This is a genomic window from Gilvibacter sp. (assembly GCF_013214815.1).
In the GTDB taxonomy this organism is placed as follows: Bacteria; Bacteroidota; Bacteroidia; order Flavobacteriales; family Flavobacteriaceae; genus Gilvibacter.
Genome location: NZ_JABSPU010000048.1, coordinates 1 through 22,046, shown reverse-complemented (window position 1 = coordinate 22,046; position 22,046 = coordinate 1). Strand labels below are relative to the sequence as shown.

Here is a 22,046-nt window from a genome sequence, read left to right as displayed (position 1 = left end):
AAAATAATTCTAAAAAGCGTACGATAAAGTAATTCCGTACCTAAATGATAGTAAACGGAAGCGCGCGCGTTCCTCCGTAGTTGAAAATCGAAAATCGCTGTCCATAAAATCAAATATTGCGTATTCGCTTAGCGTCTCATTCAAATTATCGTAGAAGGATTCAGGCAGATCTTGGACATTACGGATGGAATAGTCGTGATAACCCGTTCCCGGTCCAGCGATCAAAAAGTCAAGGGCAAGGCGTTTGTTGATGGCCCATTTATAGCCAACCATGAGTCCTAAAGAGGTGAGTTTTAGTCGGCCGTCAAACTGAATGTCCAACGGGGTTCCATCGTCATCAATAAAGACACCGTTGATCTCTGAGCTGTAGTTAGTATGTTTTAAATAGGCTCCAAAATAGAATCCATCCATTCTGTATTGACGGGTCTTTTTAATGTAGTAGCGCACTTCCGGAATGATCTTAAAGCCCGAATAGGTCAAATCATTGGTGGTCAATCTAGAGGTGCGTAAACCCGAGAAACGGATCAGACCCTCCTCACTTTTTAATCCCAAACCCAGGCTGGCCGCCCAGTGATCTCCAAAGCTACGTTCATAACGTATTTGCAGTGATCCGTTGATCAGATCACTTAAATTGAGTCCTATCTCATTGCGATAATTAACTTCTGCATCATGTTCTTGAGCCATACTGGTCCCAAATAATAGAACTGCCAATAGGAGAAGCCAATTGTTTTTCATCTGCGTTATGGTTGGATTAATTGCCTTAGTTGACTTAAATGTACGGGAATTCCTCGTAATTTTATAAAGTGATTCAAGCAGAGGAACATGCGAAAAAAAAACTGTGAAATCTGTTCTCAAGACTTTGATACCATGTTCAGGGTCCAATACAAGCAACCCAAAGCTTGGGTGTTTTTATGTGAAAGCTGTTTGTTGCGTGTAAAAAAAGACAATCCGCTATACAAATACGGCGGCACTTGGAAGCGCTAACATTAAAATGAATCAATCAACAATGGAGCTGGAAATATATCAAGTAGATGCCTTTACGGATCAGGTTTTTGGCGGCAACCCTGCTGCGGTGGTTCCCTTAAAGGAGTGGTTGGACGAGCAGACCATGCTTAAAATTGCTCAGGAGAATAATTTGGCAGAAACCGCTTATTTCTTGCAACGAGAGGATCATTTTGAGATTCGTTGGTTCATGCCGCATGCGGAGATTGACCTCTGTGGCCACGCTACCTTGGCATCTGCCTTTGTGATCTTTGAGTTTGTTGATCCTTCTTTGGATGTAGTTCATTTTTCATCTCAAAGCGGTCCATTGAGTGCAAAACGTTTAGACAACGGAAGCATACAATTGGATTTTCCCACTCGAAAACCAGAACCCATTCCCATTCCCCAGGAAGTTTTTGAATCTTTCAATTACAAACCCTTAGAAGCTCACGCCAGTCGAGATTTAATACTGTTATTTGAGTCCGAAGATCAAATCCGAAGTATAGAATACGAGCTTAATAGTCTAAAGCATTTACCGTATTTGGGGATCGTTCCCACGGCCAAAGGAGATACTGTAGATTTTGTTTCTCGGGTCTTTGATGCCGTGGCTAGTATGCCAGAGGATCCTGTTACGGGATCAACACACGCCAGTTTGATACCTTTTTGGAGTGAAAGACTTGGAAAAAACACCCTTTTAGCGCATCAATTATCAGAACGTGGGGGCGTGTTATACTGCGAGCATAAAGGCGATCGAGTGCATATTGCCGGGAATGCAGTATTGTATCTGAAAGGAAAGATTTATATCTGATTTCTTTTTTGCCATTACCCCTTGCCACAATTAAGAATTTGAATAAATTTGCATTCCTCTTACGGGGTGTAGCGTAGCCCGGTTATCGCGCCTGCTTTGGGAGCAGGAGGTCGCAGGTTCGAATCCTGCCACCCCGACAAAAGAAAAAGCCTGTTAGCGTAGAAAGTTTACTTTCTTAAGCGAAACAGGCTTTTTCTTTTGCAACAAACCAAAACCAGGATCACGAGCCGTAGGTGAGTAATCCTTTTGTTTGTTGCTTTCTATAAATGAACGAAAGTTTACTTTCTTAAGCGAAACAGGCTTTTTCTTTTGCAACAAACCAAAGCCAGGATCACGAGCCGTAGGTGAGTAATCCTTTTGTTTGTTGCTTCTATTTTATCACATTACTAAAGTTATTGTGTGCCGATAAAGCTCAATTGCGCCTTCCGCTTACGCGGCTAACTCTTTCAAACATCCACTGGATGTTTGGTTTTGCTTTGCAAAACAACACTCGTTAATGTTTGTTGTTTCTATTTGCAACATTACTAAAGTTGTTCTTTACTGCTAAAGTTCAATTATGCCTTCCGCTTACGCGGCTAACTCCTTCAAACATCCATTGGATGTTTGGTTATGCTTGGCAAAACAGCACTCGTTAATGTTTGTTGCTTTTTCCAAACGCCAGGAGACTTGTTACCAACGGGTGTTTAAAACGAAGACTGCATAGAAAGCGCAGCTTTCTGGCTTTCTCTAGCGACATCCCCAAATCAGGATCATTTGCGCAGTAAAAGAATCCTTACGGGTTCACTTCCGGCGAGCGTTGAAAACAAAAAAAGCGCCCAAAGGCGCTTTAGATTTTTCTTTCTCAATTCTTATTGCTTCCGCAAGTAAATGGTGCCAAAGTCGGTTCGGATATCCAGCTTAGTACCGCCACCGTTGAGTTCAGCGTTGATCATTTTTTGGTTGTCGCTGTATTCTTCCTGGACAATCTTAAAATCGAGATTACTCAAGATCTCTTGTCCAATGATACTGGCACTGACCTTGGTTTTTGCAGGCATAGTGATATCAATATCTCCATCATTACTGATGATTGAGAAAAGATCGTCTGGGCGCTTTTTATCAAAGACCACCTTGACATCACCTCCAAGCGTATTTACTAAGGCAGGTCCACTTACGTCAGTCAGTTCAATGGCTTTGTACTGACTAGAGACCATGAGTTCTCCAGCATAGTCGTTGATTTTTAAGGCTTCCGCAGAGAAAATTAATCGACTGGGGTTGCTGTTGTTTTTGCATTTCCCTGCGTCCAAAACAAGTTTTACGCTATTCGGCACTAAAATCTCGTAGGAGGTACTGCTCACAAATAGTACGTTGGACTGTCCGTCTGCGGCTTTATCTGTAATGGTCAAACGACTACCAAATTTTTGAATATCAAAATTCATGTCAATGGCCGTGTGATCTTCCTTAGTGCTTCCTAGTGGTGTAAGTCCTTTTGACTTTTCTTTTTTGTCTTTGTCAAAATTGCTGAAGTATAGGTAACTGATCGAATCCTTACCTGTTGTATTTATGCGGGCCTGTCCGTTTAAGACATAACTATTGCCTTTGTTTACATAAAAGAAATTCTCTGGTGTAGTGCTTTTAATGACTACTTGATCTCCGTCGTATCCAGATATTTGGATCTTAGAAGAAGTACATATTTCCAAAGTGCCTTTATTAAAGTCGATGGACTTCTCCTGCGCAGAAAGGCTCACTACGGCCAGAAGCATTACTAAAGTGATGAACGTTTTTTTCATGATGAATGTTTATTGATTATTAAAAGCAGCCACCGCCAGTGAAGCCGTATTGCGCACTGCGGCTTCCTGGTTGCGGTCTGCTACGATTTGTTCCAGCGGATCTGTCGCTCGTGTTTCTTTGAGCTCCGCCAGTGTTTTTATAAGTTTTATCTGTACCAAGGCTTCAGTCTCGCTACTTAAAGCACCGAGTAGCGCCGTGCGAACTTCTTCCTGTTGGCCAAAGGCCTTGAGCGCGGTAATGGCCTCGATCTTTACATTGGTTTGGGTCTCCTCACTCAGTAAAGAGATCAGTACTTTTTGAAAGTTTTCATCGGCAGTGCGATCTTGGCTTGCTTGATAGGCTGCTAAGGCTTCGAGTTGCTCGCTCGGATATTCCATCGCGGCAATTTGATCCAACATTTCTTGCTGCGCTGGGTCAATTCCGGAGCCATTATTTAAAAAAGGAATACTCAACAATCCAAGTACTAAAACTGCTGCAACTGCATACCACCATTTGGTCTTTTGTTTCTTAGGGGTTGAGTGCAACTCCTTTTTAAGACGCGCTTCAAAGAGGACATCTTGGGACTCAGGCCACTGCTGGAGTTCTCCTTCTGATTTTATTCGTTCTAATTGCTTCTCTAAGGACATGTCTTTAATTTTTCTTCTATAGCTGCTTTCAGCGCCAATTTTGCGCGTCTATACTGATTGCGTACCGTACTTTCTTTAAGATCTAAATGCTGAGCGATTTCTCTGTGCGAATACCCCTCAATGGCATACAATACTACAACCAGCCGATGCTGTTCTTTTAGTTCGTCCAAAGCTTCTTGCATTAGCTGCAGCGGAAGCTCATTGGTCTGATCTTCTTCTGGAATAAAGGCTACCGTGGTGTCCTCTTCCTCTTGCCAGTCAAAGCGCTGTTCTTTCCGCAATACGTCCAGAGACATATTGGTTGCAATTCGGTAGAGCCAGGCGCCTAAATTGCTGTTTGCATCCAGATCATCGATCTTTTGAAAGCCCTTGATAAATGCTTCTTGTACCACGTCTTGCGCCAAGCTAGGCCGCTTTAATATGCGTATCGCCGCCGAATACAGTAGCCCTTTGTAGGTGTTAAACACCTCGAGTTGAGCTGCATAAGAATTGGCTTGGCAGGCCTTTATTAGTTGTGGTGTGTTAGACAATCTGTGATGCTTTGTTGTTTAGTAAACGGAGCGCTTTTGAAAATGTCGCAAAAAAAATTCGAAAAATTTATTTTTCAGGAAATCCGTACATCGAATAAATTTTGGGTTGTAAGTAATTTCTGTATTTTTGTGAGATCAACTATTGCAACTAGACCGCCCTTAAATTGAAGAAGGATGTACTTTTTGTCTTGGTTCAATTTGTACTGTTTGTTTGTTATCTATTGAACTGGGGCCTCCTAGATTTAGAAGCACCACTGATGCTGCGTTACGCGGCTAGTGCGGGTGTTGCTCTAGGTATTGTCATTGTCATCTTGGGAATTCTCAACCTGAGTGACAACTTAAGCCCGTTCCCTTCGCCTAAAAAGAATGGCGTCCTGATCCAAAACGGCATCTATAAATACGTTCGGCATCCGATTTATTTAGGGATTTTGGTCGGTATGTATTCTTATGCCCTCTATGCGGCTTCCGTTGAGAAAATGGCAATCACCTTGCTCATCAATTTTGTCTTTTATTGGAAATCCAGCTACGAAGAAGAATTGCTTGTCCAACGCTATAGCAGTTATTCTAACTATCAAGAAGTGACAGGGAGATTCTGGCCTAAATTCGGCGGAAAAAGATCGCAATAAGGTTATCAACATTCTTGATAACTTTTCCTGTAAGGATTGCCTTTATTCTACTACTTTTACTGTATCAAATCAGAATGAAATGTCAGATACTATAGAACGCGTAAAATGTTTGATCATAGGCTCGGGACCTGCAGGTTATACCGCAGCTATCTATGCTTCACGGGCTAATATGTTTCCGGTATTGTACCAGGGAATGCAGCCAGGTGGGCAACTTACCACTACCAATGATGTAGAGAACTTTCCAGGCTATCCTGACGGAATTACCGGCCCGGAAATGATGATAGAATTGCAAAAGCAAGCCCAACGTTTTGGTACGGATGTACGTGACGGCTGGGTTACTAAAGTTGATTTCAGCGGACCGGTGCATAAAATTTGGGTCAATGAAACTACGGAGATCCATACAGATACTATCATTATCAGTACGGGAGCTTCTGCAAAATACCTCGGGCTAGAATCTGAACAAAAATATTTAAACCTCGGTGGAGGCGTATCGGCTTGTGCCGTTTGTGACGGATTCTTTTACCGCAATCAAGAAGTGGTGATCGTTGGAGCAGGGGACTCTGCTTGTGAAGAAGCACACTATCTTTCTAAGCTGTGTAAAAAAGTAACCATGTTGGTGCGTCGTGATGAATTCCGCGCCTCTAAGATCATGGAGGCTCGTGTGCGTAACACAGAGAACATCGAGATCCTTTTCAATACAGAAACTGATGAAGTCTTAGGAGACGGTCAAGTAGTTACTGGAGTTCGTGTAAAGAACAATGTCACTGGCGCAACTGATGAGATTCCAGCAACCGGATTCTTCGTAGCCATCGGACACAAACCCAATACTGATATCTTTAAAGGTTGGTTAGACATGGATGAGACCGGTTATATCATTAACAAGGCAGGAACAGCGCACACCAATGTGCCTGGAGTCTTTGTTTCTGGTGATGCTGCAGATCATGTATACCGTCAAGCGATCACTGCCGCCGGTACTGGATGTATGGCAGCTTTGGACGCAGAACGTTATTTAGCGGCTGTTGAAAGTGAAACCACAGTAGCTTCTTAATCGCTATTCGTATAAAAGAACAAAAGCCGCTTTAAAAGCGGCTTTTTTTATTGTTGTGGTCCGTGGTTATAACTGTAAGAGCGTTGCAGCATCCAACCGTCTTTTTCTTTGATCCAAAGGTGAGAGAATAGGGCAATAGACCCTTTTTGTTCGGGTCCGCCATTCATACTGAAATAGAATTTGTGTTCCCCTTTCTGCAGCAAGCCGTATAGAGTTCCATCATTTTGATATAAAGGAAAGATCTCCGTAGAACCCGCAACCAATTCCCTGCGGCTTTTTCGGCCAGGAAAGTTACAGATGTTCTTTTCTATGGATTCAATAAAGGACTGTTTGCCTTTGGTAATTCCGCCTTGATCGTGATAGAATTCAAAATCTTCACTGATCACATCTTGTAGGACCTCATTTTGACATTGATTAAAGCTCAGTTCAAACAGCAGGCTGTCTTTGGCCATGATCATTCTGTAATGCTCATTTTGAGGGTCTAGTTGGGCAAAACTTAAAGCAGGAACCAGCAGCCAAACAAGGAATTTGATTGTTTTCATAGTTGTTGATTGATGAAATTAAATTGAAAGACCGCCACAATTGTGGCGGTCCACTTCAACGTATGAATGAGCGTTATGGAGTTAGATCGCTCATTACCGTTTGGACTACATCTTGCGAATAGCGCTCGATTTTCCGTCCTTTTTGTTCACAGTCATTGGATCGCCATAGTACTTAATGTCACCACCACTACTGGCTTTGGCATCTAGGCTTTCCGTAACATTAATCACAATGTCTGCACCGCTAGACACTTCTGCACGTACTTTATTTGCTTCTAGATTGCGTGCATTCAAGTCGCTCCCACTAGAGGCATCTGCCGTGAGATACTTAGCGCGTCCACTTACTTTGATATCTGCTCCGGAGCTGGTCTTTGCAGTCACTTCACGAGCATCGATCTCTACTTCAAGATCAGCGCCGCTGCTGCTGCTAAGTTCCAATTGATCGGCTCTAACGATATCGTTGGCAATTACATCGGCACCGCTGCTTGCTTCTAAAACATTGAGGCTGGTATAGGTCACATAGACCTTCTTAGCGCTCGCGCGGTTGATGTTCTTAGTGGTGCGGATTTTAAGTACTCCGTTGACCACTTCAGTTTCAATAAATTCGTGTAGGTTAGAATCTGCTTCTACCACCACTTTGTTCTCCGTTCCCTCTTCCAGGAACACGTCTAGGCCGCTGGAACCTTTTACCCCAGTGAAGTCGTCGCTGAGATTTCGGTTTTTGGTGACTACATTGCCGTTGCCGCTTTCTGCATTGACCACAAGGTCAAAGTTGCAGGAAGTCATTACAAAGGCGCTTAAGATTGCTAAAATTGAAAGTCGCATACGTTTAAAGATTTAGTTGTTATTGATTTGATGAATTGTTTATACTGTCATTAACCACTCCAGTCTGAGTTGCTGTAGTGTCTGTTGCGGTCGATTGTGTTTGGGTCGTACCTTCGGTAGACGGCACCACATCGTCTACCCAGGTGTCGCTTTTGCCCCAATCGTCGTCGTCCCAATCGTCACTGCTCCAGTCGTCATCGTCCCAACCGCTTGTGGTTCTATCCCCGCGGTAGTTGGACTCTTTTCCGTCTGGACAGTTCAGACAAACCGTCTTTCCTTTTTCAATGCGTAGGAAGTACTCTTCATCGCCTCGAGTCAGGATATCGTCATAATAAGAACTGTTGGAGTGGAAGGTTCTGGTATTCTTGTCAGCAAAGAGTATGGACCCTTCTGGCAAGTACAAGATTACTTCAACTTCTTGATCGCGGAACTTATCAACCACATCAACCAAGAAATATCCATCCAAATATAAGGTGTTTCCTTTTAGTTCATAATTATAGTTGATACGGTTGGCGTATTCTCTAGAGCGCTGATAGTCTGTAGAGTTTGCAGATTTCTCAATGCTGATTCTACCTTCCGGTTTGCTGGTTGATCTCACGATCAATCGCACGTCGTTGCTGTAAAGTACACGGTTGCCGTCTTCGTCTCGCTTGATCTCAAAACCTCCGCTTCTGTTGGCTCGGTATTCAAAATCCTCGTTGGAAACCATCTTAACACGCAAGGTGTCATTAGCAGTTACTGCAATAGGGCTCACTTGTTTAACACTGCCTTCATTAGAGATCTCGGTTACTTCACGGATCGCAAAGATTCCCATCATGATCACTGAAGCAATCCAAGCGATTCCTAAGGTGATCTTAGCTGGCGTTCCAATAGATTTGATATTCGGAATCAGGATCTTTAATCCTAAAAGGAACAGTACAAAGAATGGAATACCCACCGCTAAAAGTACTGAGATAGAGATCAACCAAATCGGAGCACCAGAGGTGTTCACAACAGTGATATAGTCCGTCAGATCGCTGCCCCAAAAACTCACAGAGCCTAAAGAGAACATACTCACTATAAGACTTACCAATGTAGAGATCGCCGTGATCAGTAAAATGATTCCAATGAACTTGAAAATAATCTTAAAAAAGACGCTGAATACACTCCCAACTCCGTCAAAAAAGCTGGAAGCTCCAGATTTGGCGCGTTTTTTAGCACCGTCAAAATCGACATCTTTTACCTTATCGGCGACGCGTTCGTACTCGTCCTTAATCTTTTTTTCAATGTTCTCAATTGTAACGGCATCACCCTGCATGGTTAGTTTGTCTGCAGTGCTTTCCGCGGCTGGAACCAAAATCCAGAATAGAACATAGACCACTAAAAAGAATCCCGTAGAGAATACTGTGAGTAAGATCCAAAGCAGTCGTACCCAGATCGTATCAATACCTAAATAATGTCCCAATCCGGCAGCCACACCAGAAATGAATTTATTGTCTACATCTCTAAAGAGTTGTTTGTAGTTTGCGCGTTTATGGTACTCTTGCTTGCGTTGTTGCTTCGGAGGTGCATCGTCAAAGATCTCCTCGTCCACCATATAATCTTCAGGCTGGCCCATAACGGCAATAACCTCGTCTAATTCTTTAATGGAGATCACCTGAGAGATCGAATCTCTTTTCTCTGCAAATAGTTCGGCAATTCGGGCTTCGATATCGCGGATGATCTCATCCTGTCCCTGAGGATCGGTAAAGGATTTTTTGATGGCATCCAGATAGCGATTCAGCTTGGCAAAGGCATCCTCGTCAATGTGGAAAAAGGTTCCGCCCAAATTTATATTGATTGTCTTTTTCATTTTGTTGATTTTACGCTAATTACTGTATTGACTGCGTCTTGCAGTTCGTCCCAGGTGTTGTTTAGTTCTTTTAGGAACAGCTTACCAGTTTCGGTTAGTTCATAATATTTTCGAGGTGGTCCGCTTGTGGACTCTTCCCAGCGATAGGATAGCAATCCGGCATTCTTTAGCCTTGTGAGCAAAGGGTAAATGGTCCCTTCAACTACCAGCATTTTAGCCTCTTTCAATGCGTCCAGGATATCTGAAGTATAGGCCTCTCCGTCTCTCAAGATGGACAGGATGCAAAACTCCAGTACGCCTTTTCTCATTTGTGCTTTTGTGTTCTCAATTTTCATGTTCTTTTCGTTTAATGAGAATTAACTATTCTCGGTTCCGAAGCGGATGGTCGTTGCAACGCAATCGATCTGTGCCGACTGCTCAACAACCGCTTCGATGGTCTTGGCTTGGTCTGCTATTGGAAGTGCGGGACTCCCCGGACTCATTAGGTTTAGCACTGCGGCCATGACCATATTAACTAGATTGCTCATTTTTTGATGATGTGTTTTGTTCGTTTGATGATGATGAAGGCTCTGTAAAATCTACCTCAGGTTCTGAGGCCGATTCTGTAGCCGTGGGTTCTTCAGAAGCTGGGCCACCAGCTGTCGCAGGTGTGAATTCAGCTTCTTCTGTTTTGATGAATCTTATACATAGGGGATAGCGGTAAAGCTCTCCGTTGTTGGCTTTCATCGAGGCAGTAATTACGGCATAGATCTCAAAAATAAAGATGCAGAATGCCAAGAGTACTGCAATAAAGATCACCGTCAGGTAGCCGCCCAATTGGTTGGCGTTTACAGAACGGCTTCTGTAATAGGCGTCGTCTAAGTGTTCTAGTATGCTGATGAAATCTCCAGCGTGAAAGAACACGAACGGCAGACATATTGCGGCGATGATAACGCCATAGAGTAATAGACTTAGCTGAAAGTTTATGGCCTCCCGTCCGTGGTGATCAATAAAAGCTTTTTCTCTATTAGTGGTCCATAATATAAGAGGGCCAATAAAGTTTCCGAATGGGAAAAAGTACTTTAAAAAGGTCGCTAGGTGGATCGCCATTCCCAACGATTTGTCATTTTTTGATAAGCCAGTATTGTCCATTGCTTGTTATTTTCTTATGCAAATATATGTTTAAAAAACAGTACTTTGTTACGCATAGTACCTAATATTAACATTTTTTTAACAAAAAGCCTTATCACTTTCCATCCATTGAGAATGTGTATCTTAGCGCTCAAATCCCTGGCTATGGCGCTAACTCCCGGAAAAATCAACACCTTTATGGCCTTAAATTTACCCTCAGCCTTTTTAACGGGGGTTCGTTTAAAATCAATTACTAAGGAAAGCTGTTCAACTACCGTAAAACATCGTTGGATCAATAAAAACCCATTCAAATCTATGTTTTGGGCAGTACAGGGAATGGCGGCTGAACTAGCCACAGGAGCCTTGGTTATGGATGAGATCAAAGCGCAAGGAAAGCCCGTGTCCATGTTAGTGGCCAACAACAAGGCCAACTTTAGTAAAAAGGCGCGTGGACGCATTACCTTTATATGTAATGATGGCTTGGCCATAAGAGCAGCCATTCAAAAGACCATTGAAACCGGGGAAGGCCAAACCTGCTGGATGCATGCGCAAGGAACCAACAGTGATGGAGTAGTGGTTTCCAGTTTTGATTTTGAGTGGACGGTTAAGGTTCGCACTTAAATAGTTCTTCAGACTTAACACCTAATTAATAATAGAAGGTGTAACATTCTTGCTGTCGCTACACTAATTGAATAAAACCAAACATTCAATATGACAGCACACGAAATTGATTATCACATTTACGGAGAGGAAATGCAATACGTCGAGATAGAGCTCGACCCCAATGAAGGCGTTATAGCGGAAGCCGGTAGTTTAATGATGATGGAAACGGAGATCGATATGCAAACCATCTTTGGCGATGGTTCCAAGCAAGATCAAAGTTTTATGGGCAAACTCTGGGGAGCTGGTAAACGCTTACTAACGGGAGAGAGTCTATTTATGACGGCTTATTACAATACCGCCTATGACAAACGCAAAGTGAGTTTTGCCTCACCCTATCCTGGAAAGATCATCGCAATAGATTTGGCCAAGCAGGGCGGGAAGTTCGTTTGCCAAAAGGACGCTTTTCTCTGCGCGGCCAAGGGCGTTTCCGTAGGGATAGAGTTTTCTAAAAAATTGGGTCGTGGTCTTTTTGGTGGCGAAGGATTCATCATGCAGAAGTTAGAAGGTGATGGAATGGCCTTTGTTCATGCTGGCGGAACTACTGCGGTAAAAGAACTAGCACCAGGAGAAAAACTCAAAGTAGATACGGGTTGTATCATCGGTTTTGATCAAACGGTTAATTACGATATTGAGTTTGTTGGCGGTATTAAGAATACCATTTTTGGAGGAGAAGGAATGTTCTTCGCGAGTTTAACAGGTCCGGGGACCGTTTATATTCAATCCTTACCCTTTAGTCGCTTGGCTGGACGCGTGCTTGCGGCAGCTCCAAGAGGAGGTGGAAAGGACAAAGGTGAAGGAAGTATCTTGGGTGGTTTAGGCGATCTGCTGGACGGTGATCGTAGTTTCTAAGCCTCGTAAATTGTTATTTTAGTCTTAAAAAATGCCCTTTTGGGTGTTAAAACTGCAAGTGGATAGAATTTCCATATTGGTTTTTTTATTATCTTGAGGTCAAGATTAAACAAAACACCTATTGCAACATCATTACGCTTTTTTACCCTAACTTAATTAAATTAAACTATGGCAAGAGCGATGTTTGATTACACCAAAGCGGTGCTGGCCAAGGTCAGTTTTGATCCGCAGTTGTTCTGCAAGGAGTTGAAGAAAGCAATGAATAGATTGCTTCCCCATGAGATAGAGGAGCTCCGAATCTGGGTAAATTCACTGATACAGCAGAACCCCGAATTAAATCAATGTCTTATTTATTTAAACCCATAAAAAAGCCTCGTAAGAGGCTTTTTTATTGTTTTCTATTCTGAAGTCTTTTTTTACTTTTAATTGGGTAGCGGACTGATGATCTGCACGTCTTGGTAAGCAATAGCACCGCGCACAACGCCAGAGATCACGTCAAACATAGCATCAATGATCTGGATCTTGAGCTCACTTTTGGGATAGATCAAACTCACTTCTCGTGCAGGAGCTGGATCGTTAAAGTGATGCAGATTGGCTTTTTGTTTCTCACCCAAATCCAAGGTGTGCAAGTAGGGCAGAAGGGTCATTCCCATGCCTTCCTCAGAGAGTTTTATCAAAGTTTCAAAGCTTCCACTTTCAATTTGGAAGCGATCATCCATGCTTGTTTTGGCAGATTTACACAAATTGATCACGCCATCTCTAAAGCAGTGTCCGTCTTCTAAGAGCAGAATATCATCGATGTCCAAATCCCCAATAGCAATGGTCTGGTTATTGGCCAAACGGTGTTGTTGAGGAATATAACCCACAAAAGGCTCGTAGTAGAGCACGCGTTCCTTGATATTCTCTTGGAGTAGCGGTGTGGCCGCAATTCCAGCATCTAAATGGCCTTCGTCCAGTTTCTGGATCAGATCATCTGTATTTAGTTCTTCGATCTTTAAAAGAACCTTGGGAAACTTATTGGTAAAGTTCCTCAAGAACATTGGCAGCAAAGTCGGCATAACCGTCGGGATGATTCCCAATTTGAACTCCCCGCCAATAAACCCTTTCTGTTGATCCACGATGTCTTGAATCCTGTCGGCCTCATTGACAATATTCTTGGCTTGTTGCACGATCTTCTTTCCGATCTCCGTGAGCGCAATGGGTTTCTTGGTCCGATCAAAGATCAACACATCCAGCTGATCTTCTAATTTCTGGATCTGCATACTCAGCGTGGGCTGGGTTACAAAGGTCTTTTCTGCGGCCTTGGTGAAATTTTGGTGTTCCGCCACCGCAAGGACATATTTGAGCTGGGTAATGGTCATAGTGCTGCTTTGAGGCAAAGATACAAACAATAGTTAAAACTTATGACATCGTGTGATTTGTTAGAGATGTTCTATAAAAAAACTCCCGCCATAGGCAGGAGTCCATTCACAAACTAAGCGTACGTTGTATTACATACGAATCTCTAATTCCAGATTTTCTTTAGTTACTTCAAATTTTGCATCAGCCCAAGTCGGTGGGCCCATAGACATATTGTTGTTGGAAACTCCGTAGTCTTCTAGAGGCATTCCATTGGCTTGAAAGTTCATTTGATCGTCGTTGTTACGATCGTGAAAGCACATTACGGCATAGGTCCCCGGGGTTACTCCTTCAAAGGTGACGATAGCTTTGCCGTCAACGATTTGACTTACTTGTCCCGCTAAAGGCGCTTTCATAAAAGTAGATTCGTTGTGAAGTCCAAAGATTACTTTTCCTTCTGTACTCTGCACAGGTACAGTAACGGTGATACTAATTCCTTCTTCTGATTGTGCAAAGGCTGAGTGGATAGCTCCGATGACCATTAAGGTTAGTGTGAAGACGATGTTTTTGACTGACATGGTATGTGTTTTTATTGTTAGACAGGTCAAAGATGCGACAGCGGCATCGGTCTTCATAAAACAAAACACCGAACTGTAAAAAAATCAGGCTGAACTGTTACAACAATCCTCTGGCCTTAATTTCCAGATACTTATTAATGGTATTGATGGTGAGATTCTCCGGCGCTGTAAGTATAGCTTGGATTCCGTATTTCTTGAGCTCGTTGGCAATGAGCTTCTTTTCATAGACAAATTTCTCTGCTATGGTCTTTTGGAAGATCTCTCGAGTTGTCTCTGCCGACTCCTTGGTCATTGCTGCCAATTCTGTGTTCTCAAAAAAGATAACCACCAACAAATGCGTTTTGGCTATGGCTTGCAAGTAAGGCAGTTGCCTGTGGAGCGCATCTAAGGTTTCAAAGTTGGTATAGAGCAAAAGTAAGCTACGCGATTTGATGCGTCTTTTAATATCTACATACAGTCTGGAGAAATCACTTTCTGCAAAGTCTGTGTTGATGTTGTAGAGTGTTTCCAGGATCAGATTCATTTGGGAACGACGTTGTTTGGCCACGATCTGATTCTCCACTTTGCGTGAAAAGCTAAACATCCCTGCCTTGTCTTGTTTTTTGAGCACGATGTTGGAGATCACCAAGGTGGCATTAATGGCGTAATCCAACAAACTCAGCTGATTGAAAGGCATTTTCATCACCCTTCCGGTATCAATGACAGAATAGACCGGTTGGGACTTTTCATCTTGATACTGGTTAACCATCAAGGCATTTTTCTTTGCGGTAGCCTTCCAATTAATGTTACGCACGTCATCTCCGGCCACATAATCCTTGATCTGTTCAAATTCTAAGGTATTTCCAATCTTACGGATCTTTTTTAGTCCGAACATCTTGAGTTTATTGGTAAAGGCTACAAACTCATACTTTTTAAGCTGAAGGAATGATGGATAGTTAGGCACCATTGCATCATAGTCATACTGTTGTCTGCGCCAAGCTAGTCCTAAAATGGTGGAGGTGAACACATTGAGGTTCCCAAAGTGATACTCGCCGCGCTCTGTGGGCCGTACTTGATAGGTGATGAGCTTTTCTCGCCCGCTGCCGATCTGCGTGTGCAGTTCAAAATCACGGATCTGCCATTGCTCGGGCAGTTCATCGATGATCCTGAGATGAGCAGTAAAACGAAAACTGTTGCGCAGTTTGATCTTAACATCGTTTTCATCTCCGTTAGAGAGTTTTTCTGGCAGTTCACGGTGCGCTTCTATCCCCAATTTATTTCGATACAATAAAAGTATATCCAAAACCGTCATTACCAACAGTATGGTCAGCAGTAGGCGCGCCACTCCGTAAAGGTCCTCAGAAAAGAAGGACAGTACAAAGAGCAGCACTATGCTAATCAATACCGCAAAGAAGCGGTTTCTCAAGTATAGACTTTTAATGAATCGTTTCACTTAGCGGGGGATTTCTTGAGATTCTATGATCTGAGCTATTACGCGATCCGCGGTGAAACCTTCCATTTCGCGTTCTGGCGTTACAATAACGCGGTGGCGCAATACAGGAACCGTTACCGTTTTGATATCGTCTGGAGTCACAAAATCACGCCCCTCAATAGCTGCCTTAGCTTTTGCGCTATTCATAATGGCTATGGAGGCACGTGGCGAGGCTCCTAAATACAGGTTTGGGTTGGTACGCGTTTGGTTTACCAATTCCGCGATGTATTTGATCAGGTTGTCTTCTATTAAGATCTTTTTGACCGTTTGCTGATAGCTGATGATCTTTTCTGCGGAGAGTACTGCTTGAATGTCTTGAAACAGATCGTGATCTTCTCTGTGATGTTCATTCTTTAAAATGAGGATCTCTTCTTCTAAAGCTGGGTAGTCCACATTGATCTTAAAGAGGAAGCGGTCCAATTGCGCTTCAGGCAGGGCATAGGTTCCTTCTTGTTCAATAGGGTTTTGCGTAGCAAATACCAAGAAGGGTTGTTCCATATCGTTTTGAACACCATCAATGGTGATTTGACGTTCTGCCATTACTTCAAATAATGCGGATTGGGTTTTTGCTGGCGCTCTGTTGATCTCATCAATCAATACAATATTAGAGAATATTGGACCTGCCTTGAATTCAAATTCTTGGTCCTTTACATTGAAAATAGAGGTCCCTAAAATATCACTCGGCATCAGATCCGGAGTAAACTGAATTCTATTGAAATTTACATTTAAGGATTTCGCCAAGAGTTTCGCAGTAACCGTTTTGGCTACTCCAGGAACTCCTTCAATCAAAGAATGTCCATTGGCCAGCAAAGAGATGACCAAAAGCTCCACCATTTGTTCTTGCCCCACAATGATTTTCCCGATCTCTGATTTGATCTGGGCCACTGCATCACTCAATGCACTAAGGTCAATTCGGGCGTTAAATGACATGTCTCCGGCTGGAGAGGCTGCTTCCGCCTGATTTTCTGCTTGTGGCGTTTCCGGGTTTTGCGGCTGCGATTGTTGCTCGTCTTGCGGCTGTTTAGGATCTTCCATACTCGTTATTTATAAAATTTTTCTAATGCTTTATTGAGTCGGATCAGATCGGACTCACTATGTATACTTTTGCCTCTTAAGGCATTGATCAGTTGAATCAGTTTTTCAGTTTCTTCTTTGGGATTACCACTTTTACTGGCTAGACGGACAATAAAGTCCTCATTCAGATTTTCTGTATTCAAGTAGTAATCCGAACGGATACGTTCCAAAAAGTAGGTGATCCGTTTGGCAATAATATTGCTGTAATTCTTGTATTGAAAATGCAGGTTGCCAATGGTGGCAGTGAAGTCCTTGCTGTCGTTGCGCAGCGGTTCAACCAAAGGTATCATGCGTTGCTCGCGTTTGGCGCGTACCAAAACAAAAAGCAGTAAGCCTCCAATGGCCAAATAATAAGCCCAGCGCAAACCTTTTTGATTTAAGACATAACGCAGCGGACTTCCAATAAATACACGCCCCGACTTGATGTGTTCATCCCAATAGATCTTAGAAGGTTCTAAATAGGATAATACTCCGGCCGTGTAATCAGAGGCTCCATCCAAAAGGTAATAGTTGCTAAAGGCTTGCGGTAAGGTGTGTAAATAAACATGGCCTTTTCCCACTGGAATGCGCACATAATTCAAAAGGTCTTCTCTCCGCTCTTCGTTTACCAACTTTTTATTGAGCACATCCATAGCTCCTAGCGCAGTAGTTTGCAAAGTGTCCATCTCTACAAAGTAAGTTGGGATGACTGTTTTCTGGAATAATGGTGGTTCCTTCAGAGTCAAAGTCGGATTGTACAATTGAGGCCGCGCTTCTGCTTCCCTAAAGGTGTAATCTCTATCAGTATCCAACTTCAGGGTGTCTAAAATGACTTCTCCAAAGGTATTGCTGGACAGAAAGACGGTATTACCGGCTTCTGCAAACTTTAAAAGGCGTTCCACTTGGTTCTCGTCCAGACGTAGGTAAGCGTTCACAAAGAAGTAGAGCTCGCCTGTTCCATAATCTTCGCGTTGCAGGAACTCAAAGGGATCCTCAGTAACGCGCTTTACGGGAGCATCGAAGAAATCGCTGAGTTCTTCATAGGCGATGTGTCCGCCTAAAGGTGTTTTGGCCGTCGTGGTATAGTTTGGCGACCAGTCCAAGGGTTTGGGGCGCATGATCTCCACAATCATCAAAACCACCAGGGCAACCCCAAAAGCGATCAATATGCGTTTGGATCGTTTATCCATAGCGGTTGATGGTTTTTTGAAGTTGCTCAAAGCGCTGCGCCGCCTGATTGAATCGTTGTTTGTCTATGGGGAACTCACCGTACCAAACATAATCGTAAAGTCGGCTTACGGTTTTGAATTCATCTTTGAGTTGATCGGATTCTAGTTCGCGCAAGTAATCGTTATTGGTCTTTTCAAAATGCCATTCGATCAAACGTTTGCCAGACAATTCCTTAAGAGCTTTTAGGAACATATAACGCACGGCCAATCGGTAGTCTCCTTGTTGCAGTGCTTCATCAATTAGCGCTTGCAGGTCGATCTGCGCCAGATCTTCTTCCTGTGCTAGAATAGGAGCCAAAGCTGTATTGTTTCCGCCGAAGAAAGCTGTGGCCTGTTGTCCCAAAAGCAGTCGTACCATCAAATACAAGCCTCCTGCAATCATGATTACATAAAGCAAGGTCTCCACGATCTTGTAGGTCTCTGGACTCATTTCAACGCCAAAGATCTCTGCTAACCAATCTAAAAATCCACCGATAACACGGGCAATAACGTTTTCACCGCTTCCGGCACTTTCTTCATAATCAAAACTGCTGCCGTCGTATTTATCTTCTAATTCGGATTCAAACTGACGGCTTTCCACTGGAGCGTCGTCATAGTTCACTGGAGTGGGTTCTTCTTGCGAAAACCCAATCAGTGGAACCAACCAAAGCAGTATGTAAATTAATCCTTTAGTCCCCAAGCCCGATCTGATCAATTTTAGTGCGTAAATAGGTGTTGGTCTTAGCCTCTTGCAAGGAAAGGTACAAGCCCGCGTTCATGAATTGACTAATGGCTTGCGAATAGATAGAGACCAAAGTGGCTATGGACACAAAAAGCGTCCAAATAATAGTAACTATGCTGTCGGTCATTTTTAAACTTTGCTGGTCAACAGCGTGATAAAAGATCACCCCAGCCAGGATTGCTGGGATACTCATAATAAAAAGCCGCAGCATGCCAATGATCATTCCCATCACAAAATTGATCCCCACGCATTTCCAAAAGCTGGCCATTACCAAATTCCAACCAATTCCCAAGGCTTCAGTCGCACCCAAGTCGTCATGAAACATGGCCATACACGAAACACCGGCCCATGCCATCAGCATGAAAAATATCGCATATCCAAACAGGAATCCCAAGACAGGAATAAAATTTACCAAGACAAAGAGTATGAACCAACCAATGAAGATGAGAATAAGCAGCAGCATAAAAACTGCCAAACTGCCTCCCTTGTTCTTTAATAATTGCCAAACATCTCTCCCTTCAATAGGCTCGTCATTATCCCGTTTGAAATACAAAGACATATATGCAGAACTCAAGCCGTAATTAACCGCGCCCACAATTAAAAGCATGATCATATAACACAGTACTCCTAGACCTGCCATGGCCGCTTGAGTGTCCGTGTCTCGAGGTTCGTTGTAGAGTCCAATCCCACTAATGACTCCAAAATAACCAGAGACCATTAAGTAGCTTAGACCTATAAAGATCAGCATGAACCAACCGTTATAGCGTAAAAAGATATTGCTAAAGTCTTTCCAATTGAACTTTACAAAGTCAAAGAAATAAGAAATGAGCTGGCCAAAATCCAGCTTTTGTCTGAACTCTACCTTATCGTGCTGCATGGGCTCTGTGGAGTTGGATCGGATAAATAATATAATAGAATATGATCAGGGCGAATGAACCGCCAATGATCACCAATGCCAGCCAAACGGGCATTTCGTTATAACGCGTAATAAAGCCTTCTATAAAGCCTGCAATAATAAAGAACGGAAAGGTACTCACCACGATCTTTAGCCCGTCTTTCGCCGCTCTAACAAAGGACAATCGCCTCGAAAAGGTCTTAGGAAAAAGGATTCCATTACCCATAACCATTCCGGCGCAACCGGCCACAACAATCACAGAAAGTTCAATAGCTCCGTGAAGCATAATGTTTTTAGAAGCTTGCCAAAAGACTTCATTGTTGGCAAACATGGTAAAAAAGGCGCCTACCATAACCCCGTTGGAGAATAGGATATATGCAGAACCCACAGAGGTTATCACGCCAAAGGCAAAGGCCAAAATAGAAACGCGTATGTTGTTGACCGTAATGGCCAAGAAGGTTCCCCATTCGCTTCCGGTGCCGTAAATGGCCGTAGGGTTCCCATTTTCAATATTGTTCAAGGTCTCATTGACATAGCGGTCTCCTAGTATCAGCCGCACAAAGGTATCGTCATACAAACTACTGATAGCTCCAATGAAAATCGCAGCGGCAAAAACAAGAAAGGCGTAAAGTAAGGTGCGTTGATGCTGATAGAAAAAGAGCGGAAACTCTTCCTTCCAGAAGCTGATTACCCGGTTTTTGTCTTCTTTTTTGTTTTTATAGATCTGCTGATGCGCTTGAGAAGTCAGGGAATTGAGGTATTGCAGAGTTTTAGATTCTGGAAAATAGGTCTGGGCATAGGCCAGATCATTGGTTAAATGGATGTAATGATCGGCAAGTGTATCGGGATTGATCTGCGACTTAAGTGCTATTGCTTTTTCAAAAGCGATCCATTTTTCTTTATTTTGCTTAACAAAAGCCGCCTCGCGCATTCAGTAATTTTTTCTTAAAGATAAGCACTTGCAAGCAAATGGCAAACTTACAAATTAGTACTACCCAGAACGTAAATTTAGGTTATACCATAGCCAGTGCAGGTGAGCGTATTCTGGCTGTATTGGTCGATCTGGTGATCTTTATCTTGTACTTCTACATACTGAGTAAAGCCACCGCTGTTTTTGACCGGATCTTTGATGATAATTGGTCGGTTTTTGGTCTGCAATCCCTTTTGTTATTGCCCATTATGTTTTACTCGCTCTATATGCACATTCTCTTTGACGGACGTACGGTAGGGAAGATGTGTCTGCAAATTCGCGTGGTAAAACTGGACGGTTCTCCCGTGCACTGGTCCAACTATATGGTGCGTTGGATGATGCGTATCGTTGATCTTTGGGTCTTCCCAGCTGTCGGGCTATTGACATTGATCTTTAGTGAAAGACAACAGCGCATTGGTGATTCAGCAGCAGGAACGGTGGTGATCTCCACTAAAAAGCGCTATAATATCAGCAGTACTATTCTGGAAGAGATTGAGGAAGAATACACCCCTAAATTCGCCACGGTCACTCAATTGACAGATAAAGATGCTCGACTGATCAAAGAAACCTATAGAATTGCTGTCCGCTCTAATGACTACAAAACGCTCAATTTGCTTCGTGTTAAAGTGGAAAGCTTGATCGGGAGCAACTCGGATCTGTATGATCGTCAGTACATTGATACCGTGCTTAAGGATTACAACTACTATACGCAAAGTCTATGAGTTTGCTGCTTTGGGTCGATCTTTTAGGGACCATCGCTTTCGCCATTTCTGGAGTTTTAACAGCCATGAAAAAAGGCTTGGATCCTTTTGGGATCTTTATCATTGCCTTTGTCACTTCTGTAGGAGGTGGTACCGTCCGTGATCTACTGATGGACGCGCCCGTTTTTTGGATGTACGATCTGATGTATATCTACACCATTGTCGGAGCTGCGGTTTTTGCCATTGTCTTTAGATCTCGTTTGAGTTACTTGAGAAGGTCCTTGTTCTTGTTTGATACCATTGGGATCGCTTTATATACTATGGTAGGAATCCAAAAAGGAATAGCGGCAGAGTTTCATCCCGTCATCTGTATCATTTTGGGAACCTTGAGTGCCTGTTTTGGTGGCGTGATCAGAGACATCTTATGCAACGAGATTCCTATCATTTTTAGAAAAGAAATCTACGCTACAGCTTGCATTGCTGGGGGTGTGGTCTATTTTGCGGCCAGTTACGGAAACTTCCCGTCTTGGTTGCAGTTTGGGCTCGCGGCAGGAGTCGTTATTGCAGTAAGACTTATAGCGGTGATCTTTAAGCTGAGGTTGCCCAGTTTTTATCCGCAGCCTTCGCAGAACTAATCCAAAAGTTCAATACTGATATCGACATTGCTAAGTGGCCCTGCGCCTGCCTCAGCAGGGAGATTGGCAATGGTATCTACTACATCCATCCCTTGAGTGACCTGTCCAAAAATGGTGTATTTGTTGTTGAGGTGTCCCGTACTTTTCTCCGGACCTAAAAAGACAAAGAACTCATAAGCTGCCGATTTGTTATCCGGGTTTTCCCGATACCACTTAGCGCCTGAAATGGTGCCTCTGCGAAGGCGCCGACCG

The 22,046-nt window shown here is 43.2% G+C and carries 28 protein-coding genes and 1 tRNA gene; 10 read left to right on the top strand and 19 right to left on the bottom strand.

Going from position 1 to position 22,046, the window contains the following annotated elements:
- Window positions 1–9: 9 nt before the first annotated feature.
- Complete coding sequence (locus HRT75_RS10265) at window positions 10–735, bottom strand: DUF3575 domain-containing protein (RefSeq protein WP_291186131.1); 726 nt, start codon at window positions 733–735, stop codon at window positions 10–12.
- 87 nt (window positions 736–822) lie between these two features.
- Here HRT75_RS10265 and HRT75_RS10260 point away from each other — a divergent pair, with 87 nt between their 5' ends.
- The 3 genes from HRT75_RS10260 to HRT75_RS10250 all read left to right on the top strand — a co-directional run bounded on the left by HRT75_RS10260 (window position 823) and on the right by HRT75_RS10250 (window position 1,926).
- Window positions 823–984: a hypothetical protein gene (locus HRT75_RS10260; RefSeq protein WP_291186128.1), complete on the top strand. Its 162-nt coding sequence runs from the start codon at window positions 823–825 to the stop codon at window positions 982–984.
- A gap of 22 nt (window positions 985–1,006) precedes the next feature.
- Window positions 1,007–1,789 (top strand): PhzF family phenazine biosynthesis protein, encoded by a 783-nt coding sequence (locus HRT75_RS10255; RefSeq protein ID WP_291186125.1) that lies wholly within the window; start codon window positions 1,007–1,009, stop codon window positions 1,787–1,789.
- 62 nt (window positions 1,790–1,851) lie between these two features.
- Window positions 1,852–1,926, top strand: a tRNA-Pro gene (locus HRT75_RS10250).
- Window positions 1,927–2,637: 711 nt separating this feature from the next.
- On the opposite strand, the gene HRT75_RS10245 is transcribed toward HRT75_RS10250, so the two are convergent.
- The 3 genes from HRT75_RS10245 to HRT75_RS10235 are packed head-to-tail and all read right to left on the bottom strand — an operon-like array spanning window position 2,638 to window position 4,712.
- Entirely contained in the window at window positions 2,638–3,555 is a 918-nt protein-coding gene (locus HRT75_RS10245) for a hypothetical protein (protein WP_291186122.1), read from the bottom strand.
- A 9-nt stretch (window positions 3,556–3,564) separates the two neighbouring features.
- Window positions 3,565–4,182: a HEAT repeat domain-containing protein gene (locus tag HRT75_RS10240; protein ID WP_291186079.1), complete on the bottom strand. Its 618-nt coding sequence runs from the start codon at window positions 4,180–4,182 to the stop codon at window positions 3,565–3,567.
- A complete protein-coding gene (locus HRT75_RS10235) occupies window positions 4,173–4,712 on the bottom strand; it encodes an RNA polymerase sigma factor (RefSeq protein WP_291186076.1) in 540 nt (179 codons plus the stop codon). The genes HRT75_RS10240 and HRT75_RS10235 overlap by 10 nt, the downstream gene beginning before the upstream one ends.
- Before the next feature lie 164 nt (window positions 4,713–4,876).
- Between HRT75_RS10235 and HRT75_RS10230 the strand changes: the two genes are divergently transcribed.
- Window positions 4,877–5,338 (top strand): isoprenylcysteine carboxylmethyltransferase family protein, encoded by a 462-nt coding sequence (locus HRT75_RS10230; protein ID WP_291186074.1) that lies wholly within the window; start codon window positions 4,877–4,879, stop codon window positions 5,336–5,338.
- A gap of 79 nt (window positions 5,339–5,417) precedes the next feature.
- Window positions 5,418–6,386: a thioredoxin-disulfide reductase gene (gene trxB / locus HRT75_RS10225; RefSeq protein WP_291186072.1), complete on the top strand. Its 969-nt coding sequence runs from the start codon at window positions 5,418–5,420 to the stop codon at window positions 6,384–6,386.
- Window positions 6,387–6,433: 47 nt separating this feature from the next.
- Here the strand turns inward: trxB and HRT75_RS10220 are convergent, their stop codons facing one another.
- The 6 genes from HRT75_RS10220 to HRT75_RS10195 all read right to left on the bottom strand — a co-directional run bounded on the left by HRT75_RS10220 (window position 6,434) and on the right by HRT75_RS10195 (window position 10,712).
- Window positions 6,434–6,928, bottom strand: coding sequence for a DUF4440 domain-containing protein (locus HRT75_RS10220; RefSeq protein ID WP_291186070.1), 495 nt, complete (start codon window positions 6,926–6,928; stop codon window positions 6,434–6,436).
- 105 nt (window positions 6,929–7,033) lie between these two features.
- Window positions 7,034–7,750, bottom strand: coding sequence for a head GIN domain-containing protein (locus HRT75_RS10215; RefSeq protein WP_291186068.1), 717 nt, complete (start codon window positions 7,748–7,750; stop codon window positions 7,034–7,036).
- Between the two features lie 19 nt (window positions 7,751–7,769).
- Window positions 7,770–9,581, bottom strand: coding sequence for a PspC domain-containing protein (locus HRT75_RS10210; protein ID WP_291186066.1), 1,812 nt, complete (start codon window positions 9,579–9,581; stop codon window positions 7,770–7,772).
- Window positions 9,578–9,916, bottom strand: coding sequence for a PadR family transcriptional regulator (locus HRT75_RS10205; RefSeq protein WP_087522901.1), 339 nt, complete (start codon window positions 9,914–9,916; stop codon window positions 9,578–9,580). The genes HRT75_RS10210 and HRT75_RS10205 overlap by 4 nt, the downstream gene beginning before the upstream one ends.
- Before the next feature lie 21 nt (window positions 9,917–9,937).
- A complete protein-coding gene (locus HRT75_RS10200; RefSeq protein WP_291186063.1) occupies window positions 9,938–10,108 on the bottom strand; it encodes a hypothetical protein in 171 nt (56 codons plus the stop codon).
- Window positions 10,092–10,712, bottom strand: a complete 621-nt coding sequence (locus tag HRT75_RS10195; protein WP_291186061.1) for a DUF4870 domain-containing protein — start codon at window positions 10,710–10,712, stop codon at window positions 10,092–10,094. Before HRT75_RS10195 ends, HRT75_RS10200 begins: the two co-directional genes overlap by 17 nt.
- 144 nt (window positions 10,713–10,856) lie before the next feature.
- On the opposite strand from HRT75_RS10195, the gene HRT75_RS10190 reads away from it, so the two are divergent.
- The 3 genes from HRT75_RS10190 to HRT75_RS10180 all read left to right on the top strand — a co-directional run bounded on the left by HRT75_RS10190 (window position 10,857) and on the right by HRT75_RS10180 (window position 12,569).
- A complete protein-coding gene (locus HRT75_RS10190) occupies window positions 10,857–11,312 on the top strand; it encodes a DUF4442 domain-containing protein (RefSeq protein WP_291186059.1) in 456 nt (151 codons plus the stop codon).
- Between the two features lie 90 nt (window positions 11,313–11,402).
- Entirely contained in the window at window positions 11,403–12,203 is an 801-nt protein-coding gene (locus HRT75_RS10185) for a TIGR00266 family protein (RefSeq protein WP_291186057.1), read from the top strand.
- Window positions 12,204–12,371: 168 nt separating this feature from the next.
- Window positions 12,372–12,569 (top strand): hypothetical protein, encoded by a 198-nt coding sequence (locus HRT75_RS10180; protein ID WP_291186056.1) that lies wholly within the window; start codon window positions 12,372–12,374, stop codon window positions 12,567–12,569.
- Between the two features lie 56 nt (window positions 12,570–12,625).
- On the opposite strand, the gene HRT75_RS10175 is transcribed toward HRT75_RS10180, so the two are convergent.
- The 8 genes from HRT75_RS10175 to HRT75_RS10140 form a co-directional block, all read right to left on the bottom strand.
- Window positions 12,626–13,564, bottom strand: coding sequence for a LysR substrate-binding domain-containing protein (locus tag HRT75_RS10175; RefSeq protein ID WP_291186054.1), 939 nt, complete (start codon window positions 13,562–13,564; stop codon window positions 12,626–12,628).
- Window positions 13,565–13,693: 129 nt separating this feature from the next.
- A complete protein-coding gene (locus HRT75_RS10170) occupies window positions 13,694–14,119 on the bottom strand; it encodes a DUF2141 domain-containing protein (protein WP_291186052.1) in 426 nt (141 codons plus the stop codon).
- A gap of 97 nt (window positions 14,120–14,216) precedes the next feature.
- Window positions 14,217–15,551: a DUF58 domain-containing protein gene (locus tag HRT75_RS10165; protein WP_291186050.1), complete on the bottom strand. Its 1,335-nt coding sequence runs from the start codon at window positions 15,549–15,551 to the stop codon at window positions 14,217–14,219.
- Window positions 15,552–16,520 carry a MoxR family ATPase gene (locus tag HRT75_RS10160; RefSeq protein WP_291186133.1) on the bottom strand — a complete coding sequence of 323 codons (969 nt, stop codon included), beginning with the start codon at window positions 16,518–16,520 and terminating at the stop codon, window positions 15,552–15,554.
- A gap of 110 nt (window positions 16,521–16,630) precedes the next feature.
- On the bottom strand, window positions 16,631–17,833 hold the full coding sequence (locus tag HRT75_RS10155) for a DUF4350 domain-containing protein (RefSeq protein WP_291186048.1): 1,203 nt from the start codon (window positions 17,831–17,833) through the stop codon (window positions 16,631–16,633).
- Window positions 17,826–18,551: a DUF4129 domain-containing protein gene (locus HRT75_RS10150; RefSeq protein ID WP_291186046.1), complete on the bottom strand. Its 726-nt coding sequence runs from the start codon at window positions 18,549–18,551 to the stop codon at window positions 17,826–17,828. The genes HRT75_RS10155 and HRT75_RS10150 overlap by 8 nt, the downstream gene beginning before the upstream one ends.
- Window positions 18,541–19,470 carry a hypothetical protein gene (locus tag HRT75_RS10145; RefSeq protein WP_291186045.1) on the bottom strand — a complete coding sequence of 310 codons (930 nt, stop codon included), beginning with the start codon at window positions 19,468–19,470 and terminating at the stop codon, window positions 18,541–18,543. Before HRT75_RS10145 ends, HRT75_RS10150 begins: the two co-directional genes overlap by 11 nt.
- Window positions 19,457–20,419 (bottom strand): stage II sporulation protein M, encoded by a 963-nt coding sequence (locus HRT75_RS10140; RefSeq protein WP_291186043.1) that lies wholly within the window; start codon window positions 20,417–20,419, stop codon window positions 19,457–19,459. The genes HRT75_RS10145 and HRT75_RS10140 overlap by 14 nt, the downstream gene beginning before the upstream one ends.
- 38 nt (window positions 20,420–20,457) lie before the next feature.
- On the opposite strand from HRT75_RS10140, the gene HRT75_RS10135 reads away from it, so the two are divergent.
- Entirely contained in the window at window positions 20,458–21,180 is a 723-nt protein-coding gene (locus HRT75_RS10135) for an RDD family protein (RefSeq protein WP_291186041.1), read from the top strand.
- Window positions 21,177–21,794, top strand: a complete 618-nt coding sequence (locus HRT75_RS10130; RefSeq protein ID WP_291186039.1) for a trimeric intracellular cation channel family protein — start codon at window positions 21,177–21,179, stop codon at window positions 21,792–21,794. The genes HRT75_RS10135 and HRT75_RS10130 overlap by 4 nt, the downstream gene beginning before the upstream one ends.
- On the opposite strand, the gene HRT75_RS10125 is transcribed toward HRT75_RS10130, so the two are convergent.
- On the bottom strand, window positions 21,791–22,046 hold a 256-nt coding region (locus HRT75_RS10125; RefSeq protein ID WP_291186037.1), incomplete at its 5' end, for a peptidylprolyl isomerase. The two genes, HRT75_RS10130 and HRT75_RS10125, sit on opposite strands and share 4 nt — an antisense overlap.

Coding starts and splice junctions, on each gene's coding strand:
- HRT75_RS10175 (WP_291186054.1), bottom strand. CDS start 13,564: ATGACCATTACCCAGCTCAAATATGTCCTTGCGGTGGCGGAACACCAA.
- HRT75_RS10135 (WP_291186041.1), top strand. CDS start 20,458: ATGGCAAACTTACAAATTAGTACTACCCAGAACGTAAATTTAGGTTAT.
- HRT75_RS10220 (WP_291186070.1), bottom strand. CDS start 6,928: ATGAAAACAATCAAATTCCTTGTTTGGCTGCTGGTTCCTGCTTTAAGT.
- HRT75_RS10140 (WP_291186043.1), bottom strand. CDS start 20,419: ATGCGCGAGGCGGCTTTTGTTAAGCAAAATAAAGAAAAATGGATCGCT.
- HRT75_RS10195 (WP_291186061.1), bottom strand. CDS start 10,712: ATGGACAATACTGGCTTATCAAAAAATGACAAATCGTTGGGAATGGCG.
- HRT75_RS10240 (WP_291186079.1), bottom strand. CDS start 4,182: ATGTCCTTAGAGAAGCAATTAGAACGAATAAAATCAGAAGGAGAACTC.
- HRT75_RS10260 (WP_291186128.1), top strand. CDS start 823: ATGCGAAAAAAAAACTGTGAAATCTGTTCTCAAGACTTTGATACCATG.
- HRT75_RS10155 (WP_291186048.1), bottom strand. CDS start 17,833: ATGGATAAACGATCCAAACGCATATTGATCGCTTTTGGGGTTGCCCTG.
- HRT75_RS10205 (WP_087522901.1), bottom strand. CDS start 9,916: ATGAAAATTGAGAACACAAAAGCACAAATGAGAAAAGGCGTACTGGAG.
- HRT75_RS10170 (WP_291186052.1), bottom strand. CDS start 14,119: ATGTCAGTCAAAAACATCGTCTTCACACTAACCTTAATGGTCATCGGA.
- HRT75_RS10145 (WP_291186045.1), bottom strand. CDS start 19,470: ATGCAGCACGATAAGGTAGAGTTCAGACAAAAGCTGGATTTTGGCCAG.
- trxB (WP_291186072.1), top strand. CDS start 5,418: ATGTCAGATACTATAGAACGCGTAAAATGTTTGATCATAGGCTCGGGA.
- HRT75_RS10190 (WP_291186059.1), top strand. CDS start 10,857: ATGGCGCTAACTCCCGGAAAAATCAACACCTTTATGGCCTTAAATTTA.
- HRT75_RS10245 (WP_291186122.1), bottom strand. CDS start 3,555: ATGAAAAAAACGTTCATCACTTTAGTAATGCTTCTGGCCGTAGTGAGC.
- HRT75_RS10210 (WP_291186066.1), bottom strand. CDS start 9,581: ATGAAAAAGACAATCAATATAAATTTGGGCGGAACCTTTTTCCACATT.
- HRT75_RS10215 (WP_291186068.1), bottom strand. CDS start 7,750: ATGCGACTTTCAATTTTAGCAATCTTAAGCGCCTTTGTAATGACTTCC.
- HRT75_RS10130 (WP_291186039.1), top strand. CDS start 21,177: ATGAGTTTGCTGCTTTGGGTCGATCTTTTAGGGACCATCGCTTTCGCC.
- HRT75_RS10185 (WP_291186057.1), top strand. CDS start 11,403: ATGACAGCACACGAAATTGATTATCACATTTACGGAGAGGAAATGCAA.
- HRT75_RS10255 (WP_291186125.1), top strand. CDS start 1,007: ATGGAGCTGGAAATATATCAAGTAGATGCCTTTACGGATCAGGTTTTT.
- HRT75_RS10200 (WP_291186063.1), bottom strand. CDS start 10,108: ATGAGCAATCTAGTTAATATGGTCATGGCCGCAGTGCTAAACCTAATG.
- HRT75_RS10160 (WP_291186133.1), bottom strand. CDS start 16,520: ATGTCATTTAACGCCCGAATTGACCTTAGTGCATTGAGTGATGCAGTG.
- HRT75_RS10180 (WP_291186056.1), top strand. CDS start 12,372: ATGGCAAGAGCGATGTTTGATTACACCAAAGCGGTGCTGGCCAAGGTC.
- HRT75_RS10265 (WP_291186131.1), bottom strand. CDS start 735: ATGAAAAACAATTGGCTTCTCCTATTGGCAGTTCTATTATTTGGGACC.